Source organism: Marinobacter sp. BSs20148 (assembly GCF_000283275.1).
GTDB lineage: Bacteria > Pseudomonadota > Gammaproteobacteria > Pseudomonadales > Oleiphilaceae > Marinobacter > Marinobacter psychrophilus.
The window spans coordinates 2,384,456-2,402,634 of the sequence record NC_018268.1; the positions used below are offsets into that span (position 1 = coordinate 2,384,456).

Consider the following 18,179-nt stretch of genomic DNA (forward strand, 5'->3'; position numbering starts at 1 on the left):
AGCAATGACCAAGGGCACAGACGGTGCATTGAAGGGACTTGATATTGCTCTGGTCAGGATTCACTTTGACGGTGGAGTTAGTAATCGCACTGGCACCCACCACGGCCCACGGAAAATTCGCAACCAATCAACCATAATGTGCGGTCTGCATCACCTTACCCGGTTAGACCCGTTTGCCCAGCGGCACATTGCCGATATCGGCAATGTGCGCTTTTCATTTATCTACCACTTTGAGCAAGTTTCCAATGATATTGCCGCTTGCTACAGCGTCGTTCACCAAGCAAGTCTTATCCCGCTTAGCGCCGGTGACGACTATTCAATCACCTACCCCATCTTGCCTGGTTTAGCGGCCGATGGTCCGGCCGGCTTGATCCATCTCTATGCCCATGCGAAACCTGGGACGAGTTTCAGGGCTCGAAATTTCACCACGGCGGCCCGGTTTAAGTTAATCAACTAAAACCATAAACTGCGATTCTCAGAATCGTCTATGTCCGATTTTCGGACACTCAAATCGTAACGCTTGCGAACAAACTAGCAAGGCACAAACTCTGTAAATAGGTGGTTAAAGGCACTGATCAAAAGTTCCATTTACAGATAATCATTTCGTATCAGTTTTGTGTTTAAAGTTGTCGTTAATCGGTCAAAATTTTGATGTAAAGGCATTTTTATATTACAAGTTAAGTTCTAAGTATCTGATTTTAATTATTTAAATCGATTTAGCTCTCTTGCAAACGCACTGTAGCGGTACTCTCCGAAGGCAGTGGTCACAGGTTCGAATCTTGTCGGGCGCACCATATTTGCAAGGTCTTACGTGAAAGCGTGAGGCCTTTTTTATTGGCTGTGCCCAAACGGTGCCCTGGGAGTGTTCAAAATTTTAAGCTGCTTTTTCTTAATCCTGAAGCTACGACCCCTGCCCTGAATGTGGAAACTCCCCCCTGTCGGGCACAGTTATCACCAGCTCAACCGATCACAACTTCATCGTAAAGCAACCAACCACACTGAGTTCGTCTTGAGATTGAAAACGAAGTGATAAAATCACTATCGTTTCAATAAAAGCCAAATCGCTTGAGCATCGATTGCCTCCGTCCCTTTCGCCTAAAAGCGGTCGTTTTATGGCCATCAGACACCTCGTTTATGATGGCGATGCTACCACCTACGTTAGTGTCCGGAATTATCGAACCACTACAAGCCCGCGGAGCGTGCGACGGGGGAGCCTGACATTCAGTTCCCCTTAAACCCCGCACCTAACGCATGCTACCGAGACATAGGTATTTGAGTTCCATGAACTCATCCAAGCCGTATCGTGAACCTTCCCGGCCAAGTCCGCTTTCCTTAATACCGCCAAAGGGGGCCGCCTCTGTAGAAATAATCCCGTCGTTGATACCGATCATGCCAGTTTCAAGAGCTTCAGCCACATGCCATATGCGTCTTATATCATTACTGTAGAAGTAGGCAGCTAAACCAAACTCCGTGTTATTGGCCATGGCGATCGCCTGCTCTTCAGTATCAAACCGAAACAGCGGCGCCACTGGGCCAAACGTCTCTTCACTGGCTATCACCATTTCCTGCGTCACATCCGTAAGGATGGTAGGCTCGAAAAATGTCCCGCCAAGCGTGTGTGTTTGCCCTCCCAAAACGACTTTCGCTCCCTTAGTCGTCGCATCAGAAATATGCCGCTTGACCTTGTCCAGAGCTGCCTGATTGATCAACGGCCCCTGATGCGTCTCACCGTCGAGACCTGCACCTACAACCATCTTGCTGACAGCAATCTTTAGTTTCTCAACAAAGGCGTCATAAACTCCAGACTGGACATAGATACGGTTGGCGCAGACACAGGTCTGCCCGGTATTGCGATATTTGGATGCCATAAGCCCGTTTACTGCCGCATCAAGATCCGCATCGTCGAAGACGATAAACGGGGCATTGCCGCCCAGCTCCAGGCTCACTTTCTTGACAGTGCCGCTAGCCTGGCGCATCAGCAACTTGCCAACCGGCGTTGAGCCGGTGAACGATACTTTGCGAACGATCGGGCTCGTTGTTAACTCCTCACCCACCTCCGGCGCTCGGGCTTTAGAGCAGGTTATTACATTGAAAATTCCTGCTGGAACTCCCGCCTCCGCTGCCAGCACCGCCAACGCGAGGGCGCACAAGGGTGTATCTTCCGCAGGCTTGACGACAACAGGGCAACCCGCTGCAAGCGCGGGCGCTACTTTGCGAGTAATCATCGCCACTGGAAAGTTCCACGGCGTGATGGCTGCTACCACCCCTATAGGCTGTTTGATAACAATAATTCGCTTATCCCGACCGTGACCCGGAATAACATCGCCATAGGCTCGCTTGGCCTCCTCGGCAAACCACTCGATAAAACTCGCCCCATAGGCCACTTCGCCCCGTGCTTCCGCAAGTGGTTTACCCTGTTCGGCGGTCATCAGCCGTGCCAGGTCTTCCTGATGATGCATCACCAGATCAAACCATCGGCCAAGGATACCCGCACGCTCCTTGGCTGTTCGTGCGCGCCATTCCGGCCATGCAGCCTCCGCAGCTCGAATTGCCAACGCCGTGTCTTCTGCACCCATGTCCGGCACAGTAGCCAAGCACTCTCCATTGGCAGGATTGATAACCGAGAAAACCTCACCGGATTGGGCCTGAACCCAACTTCCGTTAACGTAAGCACTTTCACACAAGAGTTTCGGGTTCGCTAAACTAATAGTCATTACAGTCCTCACAAGGGAGATTCAACGTTTCCAAAGCAAATAGTGTTCAATCATGTCTGCTCCTGCAGCGATGATTCCAGGCCAGATTACGCGACCGACAAGAACCTCTCCTGAGTGGCCTGGTCAGCTCGCAGTTCGTCACTAGTGGCCTGATGGACAACCTGCCCCTTTTCCAGAATGTAGGCTCTCTGGGAATGTTTCAGTGCGAATCGAACATTCTGGTCAGTGAATAGTATGGTCGTGGTCTGACTAAGATCGTCAATCAACTCCCCGATCTGCTGCACAATAACCGGGGCCAGCCCCTCATTGGGTTCATCCAGCAACAGCAACCGTGGCTGAGTCATCAACGAACGAGCTACCGCCAGCATTTGCTGCTGTCCGCCAGACAAAGTAGCTCCGTCTTGGTCTTCTCGCTCTCCCAGCATTTCGTATTTCTTGAGGATATTGTCCACTGTCCAGTGGGCGGCACTCCCCTTGCGCTGATACGCGGCCACTTCGAGGTTATCTCGAACGCTCAAACTGGGAAAAATTCGGCGGTCCTCCGGCACATAACCAATGCCTGAACGGGCAATTCGGTGCGGCGGAAAACCCTGAATTTGCTTGCCGTTGAAGATCACCTCACCAGATCTCGGAGGCGTTAAGCCAATGATACTTTTTAGTGTTGTACTCTTTCCGGCTCCGTTCCGGCCGAGTAGACAAACAGTCTCCCCCTCTTCCAGTCGAAGAGTAACGCCCTGAAGCGCCTGGCTTTCGCCATAGAACGTCTGGATATTGCGAACATCAAGAATCATGCGTTGGTCTCCCCGGTCACTTCGTCTTCTTCCTCACCCAAGTAGGCACGCCGAACCTCAGGATGGATCTTCACTTCCGCTGGAGTGCCTGCAAACAACTTTTCACCACGGTGCATGACGAGAATACGATCCGCTAAATCGAAGACCACATCCATATCATGCTCAGTGATGAGGAACGTATAGTCGCCACTGTCTGCCAGACTTTTGATCAGTTTTGTGGTTCGTCGGGTTTCCTCCGGCGTCATCCCTGCCGTTGGCTCGTCGAGCAGAACCAATTTTGGACGCGTCGCCAGAACCATAGCTATCTCTAACAGACGCTTGTCGCCATAACTGATGACTTCGGCACGTCGATCCTTGAGGCTATCAACACCCAGGCGCTTGAGGAGTTCTACCGCTTCCTGCTGGATGCCGGCGTTACGAGAGGCAATATTAAACAGCTTGCGGCTGTGGCCGTGATAAGCCGACAACACCACTTCAACGTTCTCTTGGACCGTCATCTCAGGAAAAATGTTGTTGATCTGAAAAGAGCGTGAAATTCCCAATTTGCTAATTTTATGGGGTGGTAGGCCAGTGATGTCTTTACCGTCAAGCGTGATATTGCCCTCAGAGGGCTGCATCCGGCCAGAAACCATGTTGTAAAACGTCGTCTTTCCAGCGCCGTTGGGGCCGATGATAGCCATGGTCTCCTTCCGCATGACGTCCAGATTGATGTTCGAAACCGCAGCGTTTCCGCCAAAACGTTTGGTAAGGTTTGATATGGTGAGAATTGGATTAGTCATTTCTTTATCTCCATCCACCAGTCAAGGACGGTACCTAGTAGGCCCTTGCGGAAGAAAATAACCATTAGGGCGAGGATAATACCGAGAACAAGCATCCAGGATTCTGTAAAGCTGGTTATCCAGGTCTCCAGCAGTACAAACACCGCCGAGCCAACGAATGGTCCCAAAAAGTAGCCTGTGCCACCCAGGATAGCCATCAGTATCGGTTCTGCAGACATCGACCAATGCAGTAGTTCAGGGCTCGCAACTCGAAGGAATGGAGCAATTAGACCACCGGCTAAACCAGCAAAAGAGCCTGCAATCACGAAGGCCACCAACCGATAAGTGCGCACATTCAGGCCGGCAAATGACACCCGCTCAGGATTCTGGCGAATAGCCCTCAGAATCATGCCGAATGAACTACTACAAACCAGATATAGCAACGCCGAGGCAATAACAACAATGGCTAGCACCACGTGATAGTAGACAGCTGGATTCGCCAGAGTCAGATCAAGCCCGAGCCCGAATGAGCCGAGGGAAAAGCCAGCTAGTCCGTCACTGCCATTGGTGACTGAGCGCCACTGGTATGCAATAGCAAAAACCATCATGCCAAAGGCAAGAGTCAACATGGCGAAATACACTTCATTCAGCCGAACGCAGAAAAAACCAATGATCAAGGCCAGCAGCGCGGAGACGCCCATGGATACCAGCAGGCCGACGACGAACGGCCACTCCAGATGGATTAGCACCAGCGCCATCGCGTAGGAGCCGATACCGAAGAAGGCTGCATGCCCGAAACTCAGCATTCCTGTATAGCCAAAAATCAGATTAAAACTGGCTGCGAACAATCCTAAAATAAGAATTTCGGTAAAAATGAAAATATAAAAGTAAGAGGCAATCCATGGCACCGCAATCAAGCCCGCAATCACCAAAGCTAGCAACGCCCATAAAATCTTGATCTTCATGCCGCTGCCCCTTTGCCCATAATGCCATTAGGTTTAAACAGCAGAACCAGCGCCATTCCCAAAAATGGCAAAAGCATGTTTACCTCTGGAAAATAACGACCACCAAAGCCATGAATCAGCCCGAGAATAATGGCCCCGAGCAAGGCGCCTGGAAAGCTTCCAAGTCCACCAATAACCACCACAATGAAGGATTCAATAATAATCTTGTCACCCATGCCAGGATCCAGTGCACGCATCGGTGCGGCAATTACACCGCCGACAGCCGCAAGCCAGGCGCCAAAGGCAAACACACCCGTCACCACCAGCCGGGTATTGATACACAAGACCTCTGCCATATCGCGATCCAGCGCGGCAGCACGCATGATTCGACCGATTCGGGTCCGATTAAACAGGAGCCAGAGGCCAGCCAGTAGCGCCAGGCCCATAACAATCACAAACAGGCTGTATGTCGGTATGGAACTACCCATAATATCCATCGACCCAGCCAGCAGCTGAGGCGGTTGAACAACCTGGATTCCACTGCCCCAGATCATTCGCACGCTCTCGTTAATAATTAACAGAAGTGCGAAAGTGAGTAACAAACTGTCTGCTATATCTCTGGAATAGATATACCGTAATAAAAATCGGTCGATGAGAACCGCCAATATAGCCACGCCAAGCGGAGCCAATAGCAGCGCTGCCCAAAACGGCATTCCTACTATGTTGATCAGGGTAAATGCCAGGTATGCCCCCAGCATGTAGAGCGCTCCGTGAGCAAAGTTAATGATGTTTAAAACACCAAACACGATATTCAGTCCCACTGCGATAATGAACAGCAGAAGCCCGATATCCAGACTGTTCAGCAATGCTGATCCGATGCCAGACATGAATTACCTCATTTCGTTAGAGCCGGTTTCGTGGCGCCCTGCAAGGGCGCCACGGCAAGCATTTTGACAACCGTTAGTTCAGAGCTTGCAACCGGTCTCTTCGATAGAGCGAGCCACATCCTCGCCGTTAAAGATCTGCAGATCAGTCAGTGTGCGGATACCGTAATCAGGATGCATCGGGCCTGAAATGCCCCAGTTCGGACCGACCATTGCCTGATTATCTCCTTTTCGGAAAGTAACCGTTCCGTTCGGAGCTTCTATGCTCATACCACTAAGTGCCTTTGCAACCGCAAGGCCATCGGTAGTGCCAGCTGTCTCCATTGCTTTTTTATAGGCATAAATCGCCGCATAGGCGCCTTCTGCGTTATAGCTAGGAGGGCCGTCGTAGGCATCGACATAAGCCTTAACGAAACGGGTATTGATGTCGTTATCATAACCATCGAACCAGTACCGAGTAGAAAGGTGTACGCTTTCTGGCATCTCGTCGCCCAGGGCCGATAGCACTTCGGTTGCTGCACCCACGGTGAAGAGCAGCTCGAGGTCTTTTTCAAAGAATCCGCGATTGTTGGCCTGGCGAACAAAGTTGACCAGGTCGCCACCCCAAACAGAAATAAGAACACCGTCGGCATCTGAATCCATCACTCGATCAATGAAGGGCGTAAAATCTTCAGCTCCAAAACGTGGGAAATTGGTCTCCGACATCAGGTTGACGTCAGGTTTGAGCTCTTTCAGGTAGTTTCCGAAAAACTCCCAGGATTGGTGACCGAAAGCATAGTCAGGGCCGATAGTCGTCCAGTTAGTGGCATCCAGTTTTTCAGCCACCAGAGCAGCGGCCTTCATGTTCTGGGCAACGTTTACGCTGATACGGTAGGTAAACGCATTGCACAGCTTTCCGGTGACATCGGGAGTGGCTGCATGGGTAATAATGAGTGGTTTCTGCAACTCAGGCATTGTCGGCACCATGCCCTGGGCTACACCGGAACTATCCAGCCCTACCAAGGCGTCAACACCTTCCGAGTACACTAATTTGCGGGCTGCTTGTATGGCCACCGACGCCTTACCCTGGCTATCTTCGTAGACCATCTCGACTTGACGGCCCAGAATTCCGCCAGAGGCGTTAATTTCATTGACCGCGAGGTTAATGCCCCTTTGGGCAAACTCACCATAGGTCGCAGCGCTGCCAGAGAGAATGTAGATTCCCCCTATGCGAATTGGCTCCTCCGCGTAACTGGTGCTTGCGGCACCCATCGCAGCGGCTGCGGTTATCGCAACTAGGATTTTTTTTACATGTGTTTTTATCATTGTAATGCCCTTTCATTATTGTCTTTATTTTTAATGGCTTAAAAGCGTTCTAATTGCTATCGCAACCTCCTTCTGACCACGGTCAGACTTGTTATGGGAACAGCGAGTCCCGGAGAATGTTTTTGCGGACCTTACCAGTAGCGGTTTTCGGCAGTTCACCAAACACGACTTTCCTGGGCGCCTTGAAATGCGGCATGTGCTCTCTACAAAACGCTATGATGTCAGCGGATGTTATCTCTTCACTATTGTCAGTCAGACTGACAAAAGCACAGGGTACCTCCCCCCACTTTTCATCGGCTATTGCCACGACAGCAGCCTCGGAAACCTGCGGGTGCCGGTAAAGCACCTCCTCCACTTCAAGGCTGGAGATGTTCTCTCCGCCAGATATAATGACATCCTTGGCCCGGTCCCGAATCTCGACGTATTGGTCAGGGTGCATGACCGCCAGGTCGCCCGTGTGAAACCATCCATGACTAAAAGCACCGGCTGTGGCTTCCGGATTTTTCAAATAACCCTTCATCACGGTGTTTCCCCGAATACAGATCTCACCCATGGTTTTGCCATCGGCAGGCACGTATTCACCACTCACCATATCGAGAACAGCAATCTCATCCAGCCCATGTGTGGAAACGCCCTGACGGGACATTTTCAATGCTCTTTGTTCCAGGGGAAGAGCCTGCCAATCGGGCTGAGGCATGCACAATGCGGATGGACCAAATGTCTCGGTCAAACCGTAGAGGTGAGTAATCTGAAAACCGATCTCTTCCGCTTTTCGAATCACACTGCTCGGGGGTGCTGCACCACCCAAAGCGAACTGGGTCGAACGGGACAGCTTCAGCTCTTCTCGCCCGAGCTCCTGCAGCAACATATTCATGACCACCGGAGCCCCACACATATGGGTCACTCCGTACGTCTCGATATGGCGATAGATGTTCATCGGGTCCACATTCCGGAGACACACATGGGTTCCACCTACGGCCGTTATCGCCCAGGTGTAGGCCCAACCATTGCAATGGAACATCGGAAGCGTCCACAAGAAGACCGTCTCAGGAGTCATCTGAAACACCATGGAATTCGTCATCGCGGCCAGAAAAGCACCACGATGGTGGTAAACCACGCCTTTTGGATTACCTGTGGTGCCCGATGTATAGTTCAGAGCAATAGCATCCCATTCGTCATTAGGGCGCTGCCAACAGGTCTCTGCACTCCCCTCTAGCAGAAAGCTTTCATAATCCTGTTGCGCAAGCCCGTCACTCTTGCCCGCTTTACTCTCGATAGAAATCAGCAGTGGCGGCACGTCCAGCCCCGAAACCGCTGCGCGCACCACATTCTCCCAATCTGTGTCATAGAACAGTATGCGCGCCTCACCATGTTCTAAAATAAAGGCAAGCGTTGCGGCATCCAAGCGAATATTAATCGTATTGATGACGGCACCCGCCATCGGCACGGAGTAGTGAGACTCAAGCATCTCGTGGCTATTCGGGCTTAGTATGGCGACCGTATCTCCAGGATTAACGCCCCTGCGCAGCAGCGCATCACTCATCTGGCAACAGCGTCGGTATAGCTCACCATAGGAAAGCACCAGATCAACATCGATTACGGCCTGTTTATCCGGATACACGGTTGCCGAGCGCTGTAGCAACGTAAGTGGTGTCAGCGCGGAAAAATTGGCGCGTGTTCTGTCAAACTTTTTGTACTTATTCATGTTTCATCGCTTCAAGTGACCGAGTGTTTAATAAAATGTCAACCCGCACATGGCCCCCTTTTATAAGGGTATAGGCTCCAATTAAAATAAAATAACCAGCGAATACACGTTGTGTATAGCTTGGCGCCCACACAGAAGGAGCGGTAAAAACGTATCTGGCTATCACTTCGTAAACAACGATCGCCATGCCAATGAAGACAAAAAAACTAAATAGTTTTCCAACCGCTAGATTTATTACTTCACTGATTTTTATGGGGTTCATATTCTGCTCTATTATTTTTGTGTGGCCCATTCATGTCAGCTGTCGCTGGAGACTAGCTCCACTGGTAATGGTTGAAATCCTCTCTCAACGTTTTTTTACTTACCTTTCCTGTGGCTGTATGAGGCAGTGTTTCAACAAATTCGCACGCGTTTGGAATCCACCACTTTGGAACTTTTCCTTCCAGATAACTAAGCAGCTCGCCGGGTGTTAATACTTGATTATTATCATTTGGGACTACGATTAAGAGGGGACGTTCGCTCCAGTGCTGGTGGGCTATTCCAATCACAACCGCTTCCCGCACTCCAGGATGAGACATAACTACGTTTTCTATTTCGATAGAACTAATCCATTCCCCGCCCGACTTGATCACATCTTTCACTCGGTCTGTTATGCGCATGTAGCCGTTAGGATCGATGGTTGCAACGTCACCGGTGTTGAACCAGTCGTGTTCCTGGGTTTTTCCATAATAGGCACTGCATGTCCATGGGCCACGAATTTCAAGCACGCCAGTTGTATGGCCGTCATGAGGTAAGCTGTTGCCGTCTTCATCAACAATGCGCATTTGAACGCCAAACAAAGGCCGTCCAGACTTGAGGCGCTGTTCTATACGAGCGTCATCTTGGAGCTGATGATGCCAAGATAATTGTCGATTGTAGCTGCCGATAGGGCTGAGTTCGGTCATTCCCCAGCCATTCTCCAGCGTGACGCCGTGGCTATCCATTTCTTCATACAGCTTGAGTGAGCCTGCTGCACCACCAATAACGCCTCTAACAAGACTGGGTATACTAACGCCTGAGCTTTTCAGATAGTGGTTGATACCACTCCACAAGGTTGGCACAGCAAGTGAAAACGTAACCTTCTCTTGATTGATAAGGTCAACCATTGCGGAGGCATCGGACACATTCGGGCCAGGAAGAACCAGTGCAGCGCCGGCCATAGGTGCGCTATATGGCATGCACCACGCATTAACATGAAACATTGGCACCATTGGCATTACTGCGTCTTCAGATGTGAGGCCCAGATTACTGGCCATATTTTGAGACATGCATTGCAAAACAATACTGCGATGACTGCCGAGAACACCCTTGGGATCACCCGTGGTGCCCGAGGTATAGCAGAGATTGCTGGCTCTATTTTCGTCTAGAAGTGGCCAGTCATAGATGCTTTTTTCGCAAGCAAGAAGGCTTTCATAAGACTTCAGATTTGGTAATTTACTTATAGGTAAACTATCAGCAGAGCAAAGCGCTATCCAGTGCTTAACAGATGGAAGCTGATCCACCATATCTTCAATTACAGGAATAAATTGAGGATCAATGAAAAGCGCCTCGTCCTCTGCATCGTTAATTATAAACTTGATTTGCTCAGAAAATAATTTCGGATTGATCGTATGGCAGATACGGCCGCTGCACGGAACAGCATAATGCAGTTCAAAATGCCGATTGTCGTTCCAGGCTAAGGTTCCCACTCTCGCATCAGCGTTCAAATTTAGGCAATCCAACGCATTTGCCAGTTTTGCGATTCTTACAAAAGCCTGATGATACGTCAGCCTACAGACACTGCCGTCTGCCCGACGGGAAATAAGCTTGGTATTCGCTGAGGTCGTTTGCGCATGACACATTATTGTTGTGATGCTCAGCGGAGCATCCATCATTAAGCCTCGCAAGATAGGCCTCCGATTATAAATTTTGTTGGGCAACCGTATGTCACCACGGAACGATGGATAAAGTGATGTAATGAAGGTGATTGAGCAGGATGCATGCCAGCTTGCCTCTGTTGACTCTAACAGAGGCTTCGGGAGAGGTTTTGGAGATCTAAGTAGGTGCGGGGTTGACCCCCATTTGTTTCACATTTGAAACTCTTGTCGCATTGGCTGGACGTGCAATTCACAACGCGGCTATGTTTTTGGACGTCATCAGCGAAGTCTGCGCCAGAGTGTCGAGCGGCTAATACCCAGTGCTTTTGCCGTTTTGGCCAAATCACCGTTATGCAAGTCGAGAACCTTTTGGATGTGCACAATCTCGGCCGCCTTACCGGAGGCTTTTAAGCTTTCTTTTGGTTTTTTTGAACTGACAGATTGATTAAATGAGTCTGAAAATAACTCAGGAAAAAGAGCTTCTGTTGAATGGTTCTGGTTCGGAAACTGGCTCACTAGATGAGCTCGTTCGACGAGATTTTCTAGTTCGCGGATATTCCCTTTCCAAGGATGTTGAACCAACTGAGGTGTGAGGGCCTTTAAAACCTGATTCGTTGCCTTCTCTTGGTCAACGTTGCCTTGGGCGAGGTTTTTCGATATTCGCATCATAAGAGAATTAATGTCAGACGTTCGCTCGCGTAGGGGTGGAACGGAGACTCTGAGAATATTCAGTCGATAATACAGGTCTTCCCGAAAACGCTTATTTATGATCTGTTGTTGAAGATCCTGGTGTGTGGCAGCAATAACCCGAATGTTGAGGGGCGTCGGTTCGGATGCCCCCAATCTAAGCACCTCTCGCTCCTGCAACACTCGAAGTAACCGAGTTTGGAGGTGAGTCGGCATGTCACCTATTTCATCGAGAAAGATCGTGCCGTTGTGTGCGGCTTCAAACAAGCCCGGTTTACCTCCCTTTCGGGTTCCGGTAAACGCCCCATCTTCGTAACCAAAGAGTTCACTTTCCAGCAGCGTTTCAGGGAAGGCGGCACAATTGATGGCAACAAAGGGCATCTTCTGCCTGTAACTGGCATTGTGAATACTTTGTGCAAATAGCTCTTTGCCCGTTCCGCTTTCACCTGTAATCAGAACGGTGGAGTCTGAATGAGCGTAAAGTTTTGCCAACTGAACGGCTCTTTTGAAGTGGCTATCCTGTCCTAATATCAGGTCAAAGTGATACTTTGCTATGAAGTGGCTGGGTCGGCTTTGAGAGCGTAATCTCCTCTCTGCGCGTTGAATTTCATTAATTTCCTGGCATGTCAGAATCGCTCCGTCGACCAACCCTTCTTCCAAGATTGGAATGACGCTGATCGCCAGCCGCTGGTTTCCCCGGATGCTCAAGCGATTTTCAATGGCGGTTCCAGTGCTCAGTACCTTACTTATATCGACATCCGGGAAATGCTCTGCAGCGGTTTCGCCGATGGCGATCGGCCGAATAGGTTTTAGCAAGTTGTTCATGCTTGTATTCACCGAGAACACTGTTCCCAGTGCGTCCAGAGCGATTACGCCCTCATTCAGGTGCTTCAATACGGAGTGAATACGCTGATGCTTCCATGTTTCTTGTGACCTGCTGCGGCAAATGGCAAGAGCCTCATCCAGCGTACGTCGCACAGCGTCCGCGTTAATTGCAAACACGCCCTCTGCCCCTGCAGCTTCTGCCAGGTCAACGACCGTGGGCGAGCCGATAATCACTCGATAGCCTTGCTCAACGAAAGTTTGAACTTTCTGGCGGGCATCTTCTAAGGATGTATAGACAGCCTGTGACACCTCGACGGTAAATAAGCTGGACAGCTCATCCAGATCTTTCAATGTGTGCTGGTGGGTCAGAATACCTGCCTTAGTGCCGCGCTCTTTAGCCAGGTTAAGGGCTCGAATCAAATCGTATTCACCCGTTCTGAAAGACAAGGTGGTTGTTGAGATTTTCTTACGCAAAAATTCCGCGGATGCGCCGGAACAAAGCAGGATATCCGCTTCCTGCTCATACTCTATGGCTCTAGCCGTCTCTAATAATTTATCAACCGATGTTTCTACAATGCGTATGTCCGCCTGCTGTTCATAGCGAGGCATTATTTCCTGGAGGATTCGCGCCAGCTTGCTGGGATTGCCATCGAATGTGAGGTGGTTAATAAGGGTAACGATCAGTGGTTTGCGTTTTGCAAAGGCCATGTTTGATTCTTTTGGTCTTGGATTTAGGCTCCATCCTAGCTGTAGTGCGAGTATTTCAAAAGTGACTTTAAACGTTTCATTGATGAACCATCAATATTTGAACTTACTATTCTATTCTTTCGACCGATTTCAGAAGCTTGAATTTAAACAAAAAATATAAATCTTGGCAGCTGGCACCGTACTTGCAAGCTGCCAGGGTATGGAAACATGATTTCAAAGAGAGTAGCTAATGAACATTTCGCAGAATAGCTTAGCTTCACAACAGGATATTCCGGAGGCGCCACAGGGTTGGCAGCAAAGCCTGGAGCGATATTTCTCAAATGTCGTTTTGAATGGCAAAGCTACGATCACTGATATGAAGCGTCTTTCTGGCGGCGCTATTCAAGAGAACTGGCTGCTAAGTGTTCTTGTGCAAGGCGGTGATTCCGCTGGCGAGAATAGTTGGGTGTTACGGACAGATTCTTCGTCTGTTGTACAGGTGAGTATGTCTCGCGGGCATGAATACGCTGTTCTCAAAGCTGTTTACGAAGCTGGTGTTCAGGTGCCTGCGCCTTTGTGGCTCTGTAGTGATTTGGATGTTATTGGGCGTGAGTTTTTTGTGATGCAGGCTGTGGATGGAACAGCCACTGGTCACCGTTTAGTGAAAGACGATTCACTGGTGCCGGATCGCTCCGCCCTCTGCCGTGAGCTCGGACGAAATCTGGCAAAGCTTCATACCATACGCCCCCCTAGAGAGTCGCTCGCTTTTCTACCTGCCCCTGGAGCTGACCCAGCAAGATCAATTATTGAGCAGTATCTTGATTTTTTGGATGAGCTGCCTCAAGCGTTCCCTGTTATCGAATGGGGGTTACGTTGGTTGCACACAAACAAACCGAATCCTATCGAACCCTGTCTTATCCATCGTGATTTTCGAACCGGTAATTTCATGGTTGATCAGGGATCTATTTCTGGGATTCTGGACTGGGAGTTTACTGCTTGGGGAGATTGGCGCGAAGACATTGGATGGCTGACCGCAAAGTGTTGGCGCTTTGGCAATAACGCCAACGTGGCCGGGGGGATTGGAAATGTGAGCGATCTGATGGCAGGATATTCCGACATATGCCCACGTGAAATATCGCCGGAAGAACTTCGCTACTGGCAAATTATGGCACACGTCCGGTGGGCCATAATTGCTGTTCAACAAGCTGAGCGTCATCTATCAGGCCAGCAACATTCGCTGGAGCTTGCGCTAACAGGGCGCCTGGTTCCGGAGCTTGAACATAATATTCTGACCTTGATTGGAGATTACTGATGAATCGTCCGGATGCGCCGGAGCTGCTTGCTGCCGCTCGTGAAACACTTATGAACGATGTTTTTCCATCGATTCCCGAACACTTACGTTATGAAGTACGCATGATCGCCAGTGCTATGGGAATTGCGGCTCGCGAAGTTGCGGCTCAAAGTCAGACTGAGGCCGCGCTATTTTCCGGGGTTCTGCCAGAGTCTATTGCTGATAGCACTTCATCTTCAGACGACGCGCGACGCACCATAGCGAAGGCTATTCGAGCCGGTGTGTTTGATACCCCCGGGGCCCAGCAAGAAAGGCTACAGGTAGCTTTAGCGAAAACGGTCTACAACGCGCTAATGATCAGTAATCCGAAAGCCGCTCAATCATCGGGAGGGCAGCGATAGTGACATCGCATTCAAAAGATTATGCAGATTCAGGGCGTCGCCGGTTGTACCTGATTCGGCATGGGCATGTGAGTTACTTTGACGACTCGGGTCGCCCACTGGATCCTCGCAGTGTGCCATTGTCAGCTGACGGTGAAGCCCAAGCGTTGGCTCTGAGTGATGTTCTAAAAGACGTAACCTTTGATAGAGCCATCAGCTCTGACTACCCAAGAGCCATGCAAACACTTGAGATGGCGTTATCAGGAGCTCCCACCCATGTTTCCACTGAAACAACTCCTGAGTTAAGAGAGATTCGTGGGGGCCGCCTCAGCCAAATACCGCGCGATGTTTACAGCACGGAAGTTGCCGGAGCGTATCAACTGTCTCTTCAGCCTGAAGCAGGTTTTTTGCGGGGCGAGCGATGGAACGATTTCGGCGAGAGAGTTTTGGCTTGGTTTCGCTTGATACTTGCTGATTCGCAATGGCAGAACCTTGTGATCGCCAGTCACGACGCGGTGAACCGTGTCCTTATTTCATGGCTGATGAATGGAAATTTATCCGCGCTACCTTTTCTTGAGCAAGATCACGCCTGCATTAATATCGTCGATATTGATCGCTCTGGCGATGATTCTTCAATAACGGCGTATTTGCGTCTACTGAATTTTACACCCTACAACCCCCTCAAGACTGGCGAACGTTCGACTGTGATGGAGCGTTTGGCTCAGTCCATGTCGCGGATGTGAAATTCAATAAAGTATTAGCGCATCAATAATTAATGGATCAAGCGATCAGGAGATCAACATGAATTTCGAATTGAGTGACGACATCAAAGCATTGCAAGCAAAGGTACGCCGCTTTATTACTGAAGAAGTGATGCCAATGGAGTCTGATTCGCGACAAACGCCACATGGGCCAACCGAAGCTCTACGCGACGAGCTGGTTGCCAGTGCGCGTAAACACGGGCTGCTTACTCTTCATGCCTCGCGGGAGATGGGTGGTGCCGGGCTGTCCCATGTTGCAAAGGCAGTGATTTTTGAAGAGGCCGGATATTCCCCTTTGGGCCCTACGGCGATGAACATTCACGCGCCAGATGAGGGTAACGTGCATCTGATGGACGTAGTGGCGTCGGAAGAGCAAAAAGAGCGCTGGCTTCGCCCTATGGTTGAAGGCAAGACGCGGTCTTGTTTTGCGATGACTGAGCCCGCACCCGGCGCAGGATCTGACCCTTCAATGCTGGAAACAACAGCGGTTCGTGACGGCGATGACTACGTTATTAACGGCGAAAAATGGTTTATCACAGGTGCGAAAGGGGCCAGCTTCGCAATCATAATGGCCAAAACAGAAGATGGCAATGCGACCATGTTTTTAACCGACACCAGCCGCCCCGGGTTCATTGTTGAACGGCTGATGGACGTAATGGACTCCTGCTTTACTGGTGGGCACGGGGTTGTTCGCTTCGAAAATCTACGAGTACCAGCAACCGACATACTTGGCGAGTTGGGAAAAGGGTTTCGCTACGCGCAAATTCGTTTGGCGCCTGCGCGCCTTACGCATTGTATGCGTTGGCTGGGAGCTGCGCAGCGGGCCCACGATGAGGCGTGCCAGTATGCTCGGACACGACAATCTTTTGGCAAGCGTTTAGGCGAGCATCAGGGCGTTGGGTTTATGTTAGCTGACAATGAAATGGATATGTTGACCACACGTCTCTCGATCTTGCACTGCGCCTGGATATTAGACAAAGGTGAGCGCGGTAATCGCGAGTCCAGCATGGCAAAAGTCATCAGTTCTGAGGCTATTTGGCGAGTAATCGATCGAAGTGTTCAAATTCTTGGGGGACAGGGTGTTTCAAGCGAAAATATTGTAGAACGAATTTTTAAAGACGCTAGGGGTTTCCGAATTTACGATGGACCAAACGAAGTGCATCGGATGAGTTTGGCGCGAAAGATTATTGCTCGTGAGTCGGATAAGGCAGAAAGATAATCATGTCTGATATTAATCATCTTTTTAACATGGCGGGCAAACGTGTATTGGTCACGGGTGCATCAAGCGGGCTTGGGCGACATTTCGCACGAACGCTGGCACGAGCGGGTGCAAGAATTGCAGTTGGGGCGCGGCGGACGGATCGGCTTCAGACGTTAGTCGAGGAAATTCGCTCTGATGGGGGTGAAGCGATCGCATTGGCTTTAGACGTATCGTCACGCAAGTCCGTTATTGCCTGTCTTGACGCTCTTAACGATCAGTTCGGCGGGCTAGACGTTGTGGTGAATAACGCGGGAGTCAGTGACACTAAGGCGGCCCTGGATTACACCGATGACGATTGGGACAACATTTTACAAACTAACCTCAAAGGTGCCTGGATGGTCGCCCAAGAGGGCGCGCGCAGGATGGTCAAAAACGGCGGTGGTAGTATCGTAAATGTCACTTCGATTTTGTCCAGCCGTGTAACGGCTGGTGTCGGCCCTTATTGCGCTGCCAAGGCTGGGCTGGCTCATTTAACCCGCTCGTTGGCCCTAGAACTTGCCCGTTACGGCGTGCGCGTTAACTCGCTAGCACCGGGCTACGTTATGACTGAGATAAACCGGGAATTGCTGGAAAGCGATGTCGGCGAAAAACTGAAAAAACGGATTCCAGCGCGTAAGTTCTGCGAAGTTCAAGATTTGGATGGCGCTCTATTGTTGCTTGCTTCTGATGCAGGGAGGGCAATGACAGGGTCTGAGATTGTTGTTGATAACGGTCACGCCTGCTCAGGATTATGACGCTGATACCGATCCTACTCGACTAATAAGTTTGAAAAAGTTACGCGTCACTTATGCTTTTTTCATTAAGAGTTGTTGGCACCTGTGAATATTATTCGAATACAGAAGGGGGGGTATGCTTCCACGTAAAGCCATTTAAAAATATTACACAGCCAGCAGAATTTGAACCTGCGCATCCTATTGCGTGGCAAAATTCGCAAGCGCCCAAGGTTCCACCTTTTGCACCGGCTGACTGTAAAGCACCCAACCGCTCAGGCTGTTGAGTGGCAAATCATCGTGCGGGCTCGTCAACACGCGAACGTCGGCCCAAGACCCTGTTTGAGCATTAATCGACGCGTTGGCCTGGCATCTGGCGTGCGTCCACAAGCACCGGAACAACAGCCTGGCCAGCCTTAATGCGACTCACATGCCGACACAGCCGCTGTTGCAACGCACGCGTACACGACCAGTAATGATCCCGCCATTCAGCATACTCAAGCCCGGGAAAGTGATAGCACAAAGAACCCAACATGCGGTAACTGCCAAACAGCTTAAAAAGTAACTCGCGGCAGCCAAAG

General features: G+C 50.3%; 16 protein-coding genes. 6 read left to right on the forward strand and 10 right to left on the reverse strand.

Annotated features, from left to right (window positions below; all coding sequences use genetic code 11):
- Nucleotides 1-4 precede the first annotated feature (4 nt).
- Nucleotides 5-457: an arginase family protein gene (locus MRBBS_RS10765; protein ID WP_050996630.1), complete on the forward strand. Its 453-nt coding sequence runs from the start codon at nt 5-7 to the stop codon at nt 455-457.
- Between the two features lie 787 nt (nt 458-1,244).
- Here MRBBS_RS10765 and MRBBS_RS10770 read toward each other — a convergent pair.
- The 10 genes from MRBBS_RS10770 to prpR form a co-directional block, all read right to left on the reverse strand.
- Nucleotides 1,245-2,708, reverse strand: coding sequence for an NAD-dependent succinate-semialdehyde dehydrogenase (locus MRBBS_RS10770; RefSeq protein WP_041635592.1), 1,464 nt, complete (start codon nt 2,706-2,708; stop codon nt 1,245-1,247).
- A 92-nt stretch (nt 2,709-2,800) separates the two neighbouring features.
- On the reverse strand, nt 2,801-3,505 hold the full coding sequence (locus MRBBS_RS10775) for an ABC transporter ATP-binding protein (protein ID WP_014871539.1): 705 nt from the start codon (nt 3,503-3,505) through the stop codon (nt 2,801-2,803).
- Nucleotides 3,502-4,284 carry an ABC transporter ATP-binding protein gene (locus MRBBS_RS10780; protein WP_014871540.1) on the reverse strand — a complete coding sequence of 261 codons (783 nt, stop codon included), beginning with the start codon at nt 4,282-4,284 and terminating at the stop codon, nt 3,502-3,504. Before MRBBS_RS10780 ends, MRBBS_RS10775 begins: the two co-directional genes overlap by 4 nt.
- Nucleotides 4,281-5,228: a branched-chain amino acid ABC transporter permease gene (locus MRBBS_RS10785; protein WP_014871541.1), complete on the reverse strand. Its 948-nt coding sequence runs from the start codon at nt 5,226-5,228 to the stop codon at nt 4,281-4,283. Before MRBBS_RS10785 ends, MRBBS_RS10780 begins: the two co-directional genes overlap by 4 nt.
- Nucleotides 5,225-6,094 carry a branched-chain amino acid ABC transporter permease gene (locus tag MRBBS_RS10790; RefSeq protein ID WP_014871542.1) on the reverse strand — a complete coding sequence of 290 codons (870 nt, stop codon included), beginning with the start codon at nt 6,092-6,094 and terminating at the stop codon, nt 5,225-5,227. Before MRBBS_RS10790 ends, MRBBS_RS10785 begins: the two co-directional genes overlap by 4 nt.
- A gap of 78 nt (nt 6,095-6,172) precedes the next feature.
- The gene (locus MRBBS_RS10795) at nt 6,173-7,396 is read right to left on the reverse strand and encodes an ABC transporter substrate-binding protein (RefSeq protein ID WP_014871543.1); all 1,224 of its coding nucleotides are present in this window, start codon (nt 7,394-7,396) and stop codon (nt 6,173-6,175) included.
- Between the two features lie 91 nt (nt 7,397-7,487).
- Nucleotides 7,488-9,101, reverse strand: coding sequence for an AMP-binding protein (locus MRBBS_RS10800; RefSeq protein ID WP_014871544.1), 1,614 nt, complete (start codon nt 9,099-9,101; stop codon nt 7,488-7,490).
- Complete coding sequence (locus MRBBS_RS10805; RefSeq protein ID WP_187290754.1) at nt 9,094-9,363, reverse strand: TRAP transporter small permease subunit; 270 nt, start codon at nt 9,361-9,363, stop codon at nt 9,094-9,096. The genes MRBBS_RS10800 and MRBBS_RS10805 overlap by 8 nt, the downstream gene beginning before the upstream one ends.
- Before the next feature lie 52 nt (nt 9,364-9,415).
- The gene (locus MRBBS_RS10810; protein ID WP_201764315.1) at nt 9,416-11,014 is read right to left on the reverse strand and encodes a long-chain fatty acid--CoA ligase; all 1,599 of its coding nucleotides are present in this window, start codon (nt 11,012-11,014) and stop codon (nt 9,416-9,418) included.
- A 261-nt stretch (nt 11,015-11,275) separates the two neighbouring features.
- Nucleotides 11,276-13,216, reverse strand: coding sequence for a propionate catabolism operon regulatory protein PrpR (gene prpR, locus MRBBS_RS10815; protein ID WP_014871548.1), 1,941 nt, complete (start codon nt 13,214-13,216; stop codon nt 11,276-11,278).
- A 229-nt stretch (nt 13,217-13,445) separates the two neighbouring features.
- Between prpR and MRBBS_RS10820 the strand changes: the two genes are divergently transcribed.
- The 5 genes from MRBBS_RS10820 to MRBBS_RS10840 are packed head-to-tail and all read left to right on the forward strand — an operon-like array spanning nt 13,446 to nt 17,622.
- Complete coding sequence (locus MRBBS_RS10820) at nt 13,446-14,507, forward strand: phosphotransferase family protein (protein ID WP_014871549.1); 1,062 nt, start codon at nt 13,446-13,448, stop codon at nt 14,505-14,507.
- Nucleotides 14,507-14,887 (forward strand): DUF6285 domain-containing protein, encoded by a 381-nt coding sequence (locus MRBBS_RS10825; protein ID WP_014871550.1) that lies wholly within the window; start codon nt 14,507-14,509, stop codon nt 14,885-14,887. Before MRBBS_RS10820 ends, MRBBS_RS10825 begins: the two co-directional genes overlap by 1 nt.
- Nucleotides 14,887-15,609 carry a histidine phosphatase family protein gene (locus MRBBS_RS10830; RefSeq protein ID WP_187290755.1) on the forward strand — a complete coding sequence of 241 codons (723 nt, stop codon included), beginning with the start codon at nt 14,887-14,889 and terminating at the stop codon, nt 15,607-15,609. The genes MRBBS_RS10825 and MRBBS_RS10830 overlap by 1 nt, the downstream gene beginning before the upstream one ends.
- A gap of 58 nt (nt 15,610-15,667) precedes the next feature.
- Nucleotides 15,668-16,846 (forward strand): acyl-CoA dehydrogenase family protein, encoded by a 1,179-nt coding sequence (locus MRBBS_RS10835; protein ID WP_014871552.1) that lies wholly within the window; start codon nt 15,668-15,670, stop codon nt 16,844-16,846.
- Nucleotides 16,846-17,622 (forward strand): SDR family NAD(P)-dependent oxidoreductase, encoded by a 777-nt coding sequence (locus MRBBS_RS10840; protein WP_187290805.1) that lies wholly within the window; start codon nt 16,846-16,848, stop codon nt 17,620-17,622. The genes MRBBS_RS10835 and MRBBS_RS10840 overlap by 1 nt, the downstream gene beginning before the upstream one ends.
- The last annotated feature ends 557 nt before the right edge of the window (nt 17,623-18,179 follow it).